The organism is Streptomyces sp. NPDC005181 (assembly GCF_040608395.1).
Classification (GTDB): Bacteria; Actinomycetota; Actinomycetes; order Streptomycetales; family Streptomycetaceae; genus Streptomyces.
In genome coordinates this window covers 1-8,451 of record NZ_JBEXID010000161.1, presented here as the reverse complement: position 1 = coordinate 8,451, position 8,451 = coordinate 1, and the positions used below count along the sequence as shown (strand labels likewise).

Below are 8,451 nucleotides of genomic sequence, written 5' to 3'. Positions count from 1 at the left end.
ACTGCTTGATCGATGCCATCGGTCCACCGTAGCGGCGCGTGCTGCTCACCGAGACCCTGGGGTGTCATCGCCGTGCGGGTCGAGGTCTCGCATGAAATGAGTAGCGCCGACGGACCAGATCGCCTGAGACTACGAGCGAATCGGACCAGATCACCTGAGACAGGGGCCAATTCGCATGAGACGGGACACCCGGCGAGCGGGGGGAACCCCAGGCCGTGACGGCTGTCTCAGCCAATCCAGTCCACCCATGTCAGCGGCATCTGCGGCGACTAACTTCGCTGAGAAGAGACACGAACTAGCGAAAAGGTGATGGAACTGTAGGCTCCGCGACCGGATGCGCAATGTCGACGCTCGATGCGCAGTGAATGCGCAAATCCGGGCTTCAGTGCGCAATGACTCCGGAACGTAACTGCCGGTTGCTGATCTTTGTGATCTTTCAGGGCGGGGTACGCAAGGTGCTCATCGACATCCCCGAGGCGTACGAGGTGCACCTCAACTTCGACGTCACCCGCCTCGCCCCCGACGCCGCTCCCGAAGCCGAAGCGGCCTGAAACGCCCGCGCCCGGCCCAGGTGTGATCAGCGGGCCGAGCACGGTGATGTCGCGCGCGTGGCGGCTCAGTTGCAGCAGCCGCATCCGGGGCGGCAGCCGCAGGCGTCCGTTTCCTGCTCGCCGCGCGGGGCGGGAACCCCTGGGGCCGGGGTAGCACAGCAGCCCTTGCCCTGCCAGGCGTCGCGGCCTTCCTTGACCGCGACGGCGGCGATGACCAGGGCGGCGATCGGGTCAGCCCGTGCCCAGCCGAGAGTGGCGTTGAGGACCAGGCCGACGAGGAGAACGGCGGAGAGGTAGGTGCACAACAGGGCCTGCTTGGAGTCCGCGACTGCCGAGGCGGAGCCCAGTTCACGCCCGGCGCGGCGCTGGGCGGCGGACAGGAACGGCATCACGGCCAGGGATAGTGCGGCCAGCACTATACCGGGGACCGATGGCTCTGCCTCGCCGGTGCCGGCCAGGGGCCGGATCGCATCGACCGTGACGTAGGCGGCGAGTACGAAGAACGAGACGGCGATGATCTGCAGCGTTGTCCTCTCCCGCGCCTCGCGCACTGCATGGTCCGCCGCGGAGAACTGCCAGGCAACGGCCGCGGCGGAGGAGACCTCGATGACCGAGTCGAGCCCGAAGCCGATCAGCGCGGTGGACGATGCGATCGCGCCCGCGGTGATCGCGACGACGGCCTCGATGACGTTGTAGGCGATGGTGGCGGCGACCAGCAGCCGTATCCGGTGCGCGAGCGCGTCCCGTCGGGCCGGGGCCGGGACTATGCCGATGGGCGTATCGGCGGTCATCAGCAGCAGCCCTTCTCGTCCCCGCCCGGGCAGGTCCTGTCGGCCTCGACGGCCACCACGGCGGTGCGCAGGTCATCCAGCGCGTGCCCGAGGCGTGGGTCGGCGAGTTCGTAGCGGGTGCGGCGGCCGACGGGGACGGCGACGACCAGGCCGCAGTCCCGCAGGCACGCCAGGTGGTTGGACAGCCTCGTGCGGGAGATACCGAGCGCGTCGGCGAGGTCGGCGGGATGGGCCGGGGCCTGGCGCAGGGTGAGGAGGATGCGACAGCGGATCGGGTCTGCGAGCGCACGGCCGAACCGCGCCAGCACCTCGATATCGGGAGCGAGAGTCAGCACACCTACGACGATACACAGATTCCTGAATTCAGAATACCATGGATTATTTGTAACGCCTGCTACATTCTTGCGCGTGACGAATCGTGAAGCAGGGGTGCGGTGGTTGGTCCTGGTGATCAAGCTGCCCGCGGAGCCGTCGAAGCACCGGGTGGCGGTCTGGCGCGAGCTGCGCAAGGCCGGCGCCCTCTCGCTGGGCCAGGGCATCTGGGCGGTGCCGGATGTGCCGGTCTTCGCCGACGGGGTGCGGCGCGCAGTGGAGCTCACCGAGCGGGCCGAGGGGCAGGCCGTGACACTGCAGGCGTCCGGACGCGGGCCCGAGGACGCCGCCCGCTTCCAGGCGCTGTTCACCGCCGCACGGTCGGAGGAGTGGACGGAATTCCTCGCGGACTGCGGCAAGTTCGAAGAGGAGATCGCCAAGGAGATCCGGATCGCCAAGTTCACCCTCGCCGAGCTGGAGGAAGAGGAGCAGAGCCTGGAGCGGCTGCGGCGCTGGCACCGGGACCTGACGGCGCGGGACGTCTTCGGTGCCCCGCAGGCGGCCGAGGCGACGGAGCGGCTGAAGCAGTGCGCAGCGGCCTGCGAGGACTACGCGGAGCGGGTCTTCAATGCCCTGCACCAGAGCGAGGGGGAGGGTGTATGACCGCGACGGCGGGCCGTCCCGCACCCCGGGGGCAGATGTGGCCGCTGTACGCGGCCGGGTTCACCACCGCGTTCGGCGCGCACGGAATCGCCGCCAACCTCGGCGGCCTCTCCGAGGACGCCGTCACCTCCCTACTCGTGCTCGGCGGCCTGCTCGCCCTGTACGACGGGGCCGAGGTGCTGCTCAAGCCGCTCTTCGGCACCCTCGCCGACCGCATCGGCGCCAAGCCCGTGCTGCTCGGCGGGCTCATCGCCTTCGCCGCCGCGTCCGCGCTCTACGCCACCGCGGACAGTCCCGGCTGGCTATGGGCGGCCCGCCTCGGCCAGGGCGCCTCTGCCTCCGCCTTCTCGCCCTCCGCCTCGGCTCTGGTCGCCCGGCTCAACCCGGCCGCCAAGCACGGCCGGGCGTTCGGCAGTTACGGCTTTTACAAGTCCATCGGCTACACCCTCGGCCCCCTCCTCGGCGGCGTCCTCGCCTGGGCCGGCGGCCTACAACTGCTCTTCGCGGTCATGGCGGTGCTCGGCGCGGCCGTCGCGGCCTGGGCCGCGTTCGCCGTACCGCACCTGCCGCCGCTGCCCCGCAACCGCCAGACCGTGCTCGACCTGGCCCGCCGGCTCACCTCCCGCTCCTTCCTCGCCCCGACCGCGGCCCTCGCCGGGGCGACCGCCGCGCTCTCCGTCGGCGTCGGCTTCCTGCCCGTCTCCGGCGCTGCCGCCGGGCTCGGCACCGTGGCCACCGGAGCCGCCGTCTCCGTGCTCGCCGCATGCGCCGCCGTCGTCCAGCCGGCCGCCGGGCGAGCCCTGGATGCCGGGCGCATAACGACACGTATGGGCCTGGCCGTCGGACTCCTTGTCACCACCGCTGGTCTGGGCTGTGCGATGCTGCCCGGCCTGCTCGGTGTACTGACCGGTGCGGCCCTGATCGGCGCGGGAACCGGGCTGATCACCCCGCTCGGCTTCGCCGCACTCGCCGCCTCCACCCCGGAGGACCGCCTGGGCCAGACGATGGGATCAGCCGAACTCGGGCGCGAACTCGGCGACGCCGGCGGCCCCCTCCTGGTCGCTGCAGTCGCCACCTTCACCACCCTCACCTACGGCTTCGCCGCACTCGCTGTGATCCTGGCCATCGGCCCCGTCATCACGCTCGCCGCACACCGCCGCGCGGCAACGGTGCAGTAGCCCAACAGACCCGGGCACAAACGACCTGCGACACGAACAAGGAACGCATGCTCAAGCTGTTCCCACCACGCACCGCCTCGGCGACAACACACCGTGCACCACAGCACGGGCCGCTTGGAGAAGAATGCGCACCGCCAAGCGACCCAAGTGGTGCGCACCAAGCCCGGATACCATCGTTTCCGCAGGAATCAGGGCATACGAAGTCACGGACCCTACACAGGTTTTGAGGCGTCTCAAGCAGATGCTGCTGCAGGCGAGTTGGAGCAGAGCGAGGTGGAGGTCGGCGCGTATCTCGTAGCGGATGCGGAGCCGTTTGAACTGCAACCAGGCGAATCGGAGAGCGTTGGGAACGCACTGGGGGCGGCCGGGACAGGGAACGCGAACCGCCCGGGTGTGCATCTCGGGCGGCGGCCGTAGCCGTCCGGTGCGTCGACCGCTATTCAACCAGTCGGTTGACAACGCCATAGGGTCGGCCGTAGGTTTATTCAACCGATTGGTTGAAGATGCGAGGTGCGAGATGGCCAACGACCGGCTGTCCCGGGTGTTCTCCGCTCTGGCCGACCCGACCCGGCGCGACATCGTGGCCAGGCTGGCCGACGGGGATGCCACGGTCAACGAACTGGCCGAGCCGTACGACGTGACCGTGCAGGCCGTGTCCAAGCACATCAGGGTCCTGGAAGACGCCGGTCTGGTCAGTCGCAGCAGGGACGCTCAGCGGCGGCCCTGCCGCCTTGAGGGAGAGGTCTTCGACCTGATGGCGAAATGGATCGAGCGTTACCGGCGCGAGGCGGAGGATCGTTTCCGTCAGCTCGATGCCGTCCTCGAGCAGATGGAGGAACAGCCGGCGACGGGCACCCCGACGAAGGAGGCGGCATCATGAGCACCACGAAGGCGAACCGCCGGCACGAGACGCAGATCGTGGCCGACCCGGCTCTGCCCACCATCCTCATCATCCGGGAGTTCGATGCTTCGCCGGGGCGCGTGTTCCGGGCGTACACCGATCCTGACCTGGTCGTCCAGTGGCTCGGCCCGCGTCGGCTCACCATGCGGATCGACGAGTACGACGCGCGCAGCGGTGGGTCGTACCGCTATGTGCATTGCGAGGACGACGGGACGGAGTACGGCTTCCGCGGCGTGTTCCACGAGGTACGCCTCAACCAGCGCATCGTGCAGACCTTCGCCTTCGACGGCTTCCGGGACGGCGTCAGCCTGGAGACAACCGCCTTCGAGGGCCTCGGCGGTCGCACCCGGGTCACCACCAAATCCCTCATGGCCTCCATCGAGGCCCGCGACTCGATGATCAAGAGCGGCATGCAACGCGGCGTCCGGGAAGGCCACGAGCGGCTTGACGAGTTGCTCAGCGGCCGCCAGAGCGGCAACGCCGACCGACGTACCGAGATGGAAGGCTTGAGATCATGACGAGGGCAACCGATGAGCACCGCACCGTCGCAGGGGTATTCACGGACCGCGTGCGCGGAGTGCGTCCCGGGGCATGGGACAACCCAGCGCCCTGCGAGGGGTGGGTCGCCCGGGATGTGGTGCGCCACCTTGTCGAGTGGTTCCCGGACTTCCTGAAGGCTGGCGCCGGAGTCGAACTGCCGAAAGGGCCGTCGGTGGACGACGACCCGGTGGCGGCCTGGACGGTGCACAGCGACGGGGTGCAGGCCCTCCTCGACGATCCGGCCACGGCGCAGAGGATGCTGTCGAACCAGCACATCGGAGAGGTCCCGCTGGACCAGGCGGTCGACCGGTTCTACACCGCCGACGTCTTCATGCACACCTGGGACCTGGCGCGGGCCACCGGCCAGGAGGAGCGCCTCGACCCCTGCAGGTGCGCCCAGTTGCTCGACGGGATGCTGCCGCTCGACGACGTGCTCCGCAACAGCGGGCAGTACGGACCACGGGTCGAGGTACCCGAAAGCGCCGACGTACAGACTCGCTTGCTCGCCTTTATCGGCCGTAAGCCTTGAGTGTGTGTCCCTGCTGCCCAAGAGGCGGGTGGTGGAACGGAGTAACTCGTGGACGATGCGGGCCAGGCGCAACGTAAGGGACTACGAGCGCAGATCTCCCATGCCGAAGCGCACATCCGGTGGGCGTTCATCACGCTCATCTCCCGCCGTCTGGCCGGCCACACCGGCGGCCCCAGCAGTCGTCGGCGTCCCTCGCCGCGTGAAGATCGAGGGTCTTCCGCTGCCGTTCGATGATCCGTCCATCGACGCCGCACCGAACGGCAAGCAGGTTCCCCCACTCCCTCATAACGCTGTGACCAGTGGAAAGAGGTTCAGACACAGCTTCTAACCGAGAGCGCGGCGGTAACGCAACTTGTTCAGAGCGGCCCCGCCAGTGGTGTCCTCCACGGCCGCGCCGTCTGCGTGCCAACCGGCGGCCTCGTAGAAGCGCCGGGCGCGTTCATTGTCTTCGAGTACCCACAAGGTGGCTTGCGCGTAGTCGGCCTGTCCGAGAGCCGTCAACGTGGCCAGCATCAACTGCTTTCCGATCCCGGTGCCCCAGACCTCGGGCATCGTGTAGAGCGTACCGATTTCCGCGATGGCAGGGGTCTCCTGGGAGGGGCTGAAACCTGCGAACCCGATGATCCCCGCCTCGGTTTCGGCTACCAGTACTCCCGACGTTGGCCACTGTGTCTCCGAGATGTGTGTCTTCCAGCCGGACTCTTCACGGCTTGGGTCCATGGCGTCGAGGTAGCGCTGCGGAACAAGACCGGCAAACGCCGCCTGCCAGGAGCGCACGCAGACGCCAGCGACCGCTGAAGCGTCATCAGGCCATGCCTGTCGAATCCGCATGGCCGTCATTCTTCAAGGCTCCACAAGCCGGGCCAAGTTCTTTTCCAGAGGGCGATGTCGAGTGCTCTGCTGCCTGTTCCAGCAGCGCCCGCGCCGAGTCCGCGTAGCGGATGGCGGTCTTCTCATCGAGTCCGAAGAGCTCGGCGAGGTGGAGCGGGTCGGGGCCGTGGACCGCCCTGTTGTCGCTGTTGTACGCGCCCGCGCCCGTTGATTTCAACTCGTCCGCCGTGTCGCGCGATTGCCTCGCACACGTGTACGGCAGGGACTGTAAATCGTTCGACTCTGTCCCGTAATCGGTGGTGACGAAGTGTGACCGGGATCGTTGGCATCGCATGCGTGACGTCAACTCCCTTATGGGGACCTTGCTTTCCGGGTTATCGGCACTGGTCGTTGAGAACGTGACGGACCAGGGTGGGGCGATCCGCCTGTCGGCGCGAACCCGGCACGAGGCGGTGCCGTGCCCGAAGTGTGGGACGCCGACCGCGAGAGTGCATGGCTTCCACGAGCGTACGGTGGCGGACCTGCCGGTGGACGGCCGGCGGGTGGTGGTGTCGGTGCGGGTGCGGCGTCTGGTCTGCCCGGTACTGGCCTGCCCGCGGCAGACCTTCCGCGAGCAGGTCCCTGGACTGCTGGAGCGATACCAGCGCCGCACGACCCGACTGGCTGGCCAACTCGGCCATGTGGTCGCAGAGTTAGCGGGCCGGGCAAGCGCCCGCCTCTCCCGCTGCCTCGTCGTCGCGATCTCGCGCTCGACCGCGCTGCGAATGCTGATGCGGCTGCCACTGCCCGCGCTGCGCGTGCCGCGGGTGCTCGGCGTCGACGACTTTGCCCTGAAGCGGCGCCACCGCTATGCCAGCATCCTGATCGACGCCGAGACCGGCGAGCGGATCGACGTACTGGCGGACCGCAGCGCGGCCACACTCGAGCGATGGCTGCGCAAACATCCCGGCGTCGAGGTCGTCTGCCGCGACGGCTCGGGGGCCTACGGCGAGGCAGTCCGCCGGGCCCTGCCCGACGCGGTGCAGGTCAGCGACCGCTGGCACATCTGGAAGAACCTCTGCGACAAGACTCTGGCCGAGGTCCGCTCCCACAGTTCCTGCTGGGCAACCGTCAACCCGCCCCGCCCCGGAGAAGTACGTGAGCTGACCACCCGCGAACGATGGCACCAGGTCCACGACCTGCTCGGCAAAGGCGTGGGACTCCTGGAGTGCGCCCGACGCCTCAACCTCGCTCTCAACACCGTCAAGCGTTACGCGCGCACCCGGGAACCGGAGGCCCTGCGCCGGGCCCCGCGCTACCGGCCCACCCTCGTCGACCCCTACCGCGACCACCTCCGCACCCGTCGGGCCGCCGACCCCGCCGTTCCCGCGCTCCAGCTCTTCCGCGAGATCAAGGAGCTGGGCTACACCGGCAGCCTCAACCTCCTCTACCGCTACATCACCCAAGGCCGGGCCGAGGGTGACCGGCCCGTCATCACCCCGCGCCGTTTTGCCCGCCTTCTGCTGACCCGCCCCGACAACCTGCGGGACAAGGACACCGAGCTCCGGCGGCACCTCACCGCCCCCCGCCCCGAGACGGCCGAACTCGCCTACCTCATCCAGGAGTTCGCCGAACTCCTCACACCCGCCATCGGCAACGACACCAAGCTCACCGAGTGGATCACGGCCGTCCGCGGCTGCGACCTTCCCCACCTGCACGGTTTCGTGAACGGTCTCGAACTCGACCGCTCCGCAGTCGATGCCGGCCTCACCCTCACACACCACAACGGCCGCACCGAGGGCGTCAACACGCGAACCAAGAGGATCATGAGGCAGATGCACGGCCGAGCCGGGTTCGCCCTGCTCCGCCACCGCATCCTCCTCCGGTGAACATCACACCGCGCTACCACCAATTACGGAACAGAGCCGCTCGTTTGACAGACCCCCGCACATCGCAGGGGGACGGATCAGCCGAAACGGCCGGCGACGTAATCGGCGGTGCGCACGTCCTTTGGGGTGCCGAATATCTTCGCGGTCGGGCCGTACTCGACGATGCCGCCGGGGGTGCCCTGCTCGGCCAGAAAGAAGGCACACCGCTGGGAGACGCGGGCGGCCTGCTGCATGTTGTGGGTGACGATGATGACCGTGACGTCGTTCGCCAGGTCCAGGATCGTCTC

10 protein-coding genes and 3 pseudogenes are annotated in these 8,451 nt (G+C 68.5%); 8 read left to right on the top strand and 5 right to left on the bottom strand.

Annotated elements, in window-relative coordinates:
• Positions 1–392 precede the first annotated feature (392 nt).
• On the top strand, positions 393–551 hold the full coding sequence (locus ABZV38_RS38535) for a hypothetical protein (protein WP_356333400.1): 159 nt from the start codon (positions 393–395) through the stop codon (positions 549–551).
• Positions 552–616: 65 nt separating this feature from the next.
• Here the strand turns inward: ABZV38_RS38535 and ABZV38_RS38530 are convergent, their stop codons facing one another.
• The gene (locus ABZV38_RS38530; protein ID WP_356333398.1) at positions 617–1,342 is read right to left on the bottom strand and encodes a cation transporter; all 726 of its coding nucleotides are present in this window, start codon (positions 1,340–1,342) and stop codon (positions 617–619) included.
• Entirely contained in the window at positions 1,342–1,677 is a 336-nt protein-coding gene (locus ABZV38_RS38525) for a metalloregulator ArsR/SmtB family transcription factor (RefSeq protein WP_356333396.1), read from the bottom strand. Before ABZV38_RS38525 ends, ABZV38_RS38530 begins: the two co-directional genes overlap by 1 nt.
• Before the next feature lie 73 nt (positions 1,678–1,750).
• On the opposite strand from ABZV38_RS38525, the gene ABZV38_RS38520 reads away from it, so the two are divergent.
• Complete coding sequence (locus ABZV38_RS38520) at positions 1,751–2,317, top strand: Chromate resistance protein ChrB (RefSeq protein WP_356333394.1); 567 nt, start codon at positions 1,751–1,753, stop codon at positions 2,315–2,317.
• Between the two features lie 35 nt (positions 2,318–2,352).
• Positions 2,353–3,495, top strand: a complete 1,143-nt coding sequence (locus ABZV38_RS38515; RefSeq protein WP_356333402.1) for an MFS transporter — start codon at positions 2,353–2,355, stop codon at positions 3,493–3,495.
• A 237-nt stretch (positions 3,496–3,732) separates the two neighbouring features.
• Here the strand turns inward: ABZV38_RS38515 and ABZV38_RS38510 are convergent.
• A pseudogene (locus ABZV38_RS38510) lies at positions 3,733–3,825 on the bottom strand (IS5/IS1182 family transposase); the annotation flags it as partial.
• Between the two features lie 187 nt (positions 3,826–4,012).
• Between ABZV38_RS38510 and ABZV38_RS38505 the strand changes: the two are divergent.
• From ABZV38_RS38505 to ABZV38_RS38490, 4 genes and pseudogenes are all read left to right on the top strand, one after another.
• Positions 4,013–4,375 carry a metalloregulator ArsR/SmtB family transcription factor gene (locus ABZV38_RS38505; RefSeq protein WP_356333392.1) on the top strand — a complete coding sequence of 121 codons (363 nt, stop codon included), beginning with the start codon at positions 4,013–4,015 and terminating at the stop codon, positions 4,373–4,375.
• Positions 4,372–4,914: an SRPBCC family protein gene (locus tag ABZV38_RS38500; protein ID WP_356333389.1), complete on the top strand. Its 543-nt coding sequence runs from the start codon at positions 4,372–4,374 to the stop codon at positions 4,912–4,914. Before ABZV38_RS38505 ends, ABZV38_RS38500 begins: the two co-directional genes overlap by 4 nt.
• Positions 4,911–5,465 carry a TIGR03086 family metal-binding protein gene (locus ABZV38_RS38495; RefSeq protein ID WP_356333387.1) on the top strand — a complete coding sequence of 185 codons (555 nt, stop codon included), beginning with the start codon at positions 4,911–4,913 and terminating at the stop codon, positions 5,463–5,465. The genes ABZV38_RS38500 and ABZV38_RS38495 overlap by 4 nt, the downstream gene beginning before the upstream one ends.
• A gap of 10 nt (positions 5,466–5,475) precedes the next feature.
• Positions 5,476–5,618: pseudogene (locus ABZV38_RS38490) on the top strand (IS5/IS1182 family transposase); the annotation flags it as partial.
• Positions 5,619–5,789: 171 nt separating this feature from the next.
• Here ABZV38_RS38490 and ABZV38_RS38485 read toward each other — a convergent pair.
• Positions 5,790–6,305 carry a GNAT family N-acetyltransferase gene (locus tag ABZV38_RS38485; RefSeq protein ID WP_356333385.1) on the bottom strand — a complete coding sequence of 172 codons (516 nt, stop codon included), beginning with the start codon at positions 6,303–6,305 and terminating at the stop codon, positions 5,790–5,792.
• Positions 6,306–6,658: 353 nt separating this feature from the next.
• On the opposite strand from ABZV38_RS38485, the gene ABZV38_RS38480 reads away from it, so the two are divergent.
• Positions 6,659–8,164, top strand: a complete 1,506-nt coding sequence (locus ABZV38_RS38480; protein ID WP_356333383.1) for an ISL3 family transposase — start codon at positions 6,659–6,661, stop codon at positions 8,162–8,164.
• 77 nt (positions 8,165–8,241) lie between these two features.
• Here the strand turns inward: ABZV38_RS38480 and ABZV38_RS38475 are convergent.
• A pseudogene (locus ABZV38_RS38475) lies at positions 8,242–8,451 on the bottom strand (phosphate ABC transporter ATP-binding protein); the annotation flags it as partial.

Excerpts from the sequence above, each read along its gene's own strand:
- ABZV38_RS38535 (WP_356333400.1), top strand. The coding sequence starts at position 393 with ATGACTCCGGAACGTAACTGCCGGTTGCTGATCTTTGTGATCTTTCAG.
- ABZV38_RS38530 (WP_356333398.1), bottom strand. The coding sequence starts at position 1,342 with ATGACCGCCGATACGCCCATCGGCATAGTCCCGGCCCCGGCCCGACGG.
- ABZV38_RS38515 (WP_356333402.1), top strand. The coding sequence starts at position 2,353 with ATGTGGCCGCTGTACGCGGCCGGGTTCACCACCGCGTTCGGCGCGCAC.
- ABZV38_RS38505 (WP_356333392.1), top strand. The coding sequence starts at position 4,013 with ATGGCCAACGACCGGCTGTCCCGGGTGTTCTCCGCTCTGGCCGACCCG.
- ABZV38_RS38500 (WP_356333389.1), top strand. The coding sequence starts at position 4,372 with ATGAGCACCACGAAGGCGAACCGCCGGCACGAGACGCAGATCGTGGCC.
- ABZV38_RS38495 (WP_356333387.1), top strand. The coding sequence starts at position 4,911 with ATGACGAGGGCAACCGATGAGCACCGCACCGTCGCAGGGGTATTCACG.
- ABZV38_RS38485 (WP_356333385.1), bottom strand. The coding sequence starts at position 6,305 with ATGACGGCCATGCGGATTCGACAGGCATGGCCTGATGACGCTTCAGCG.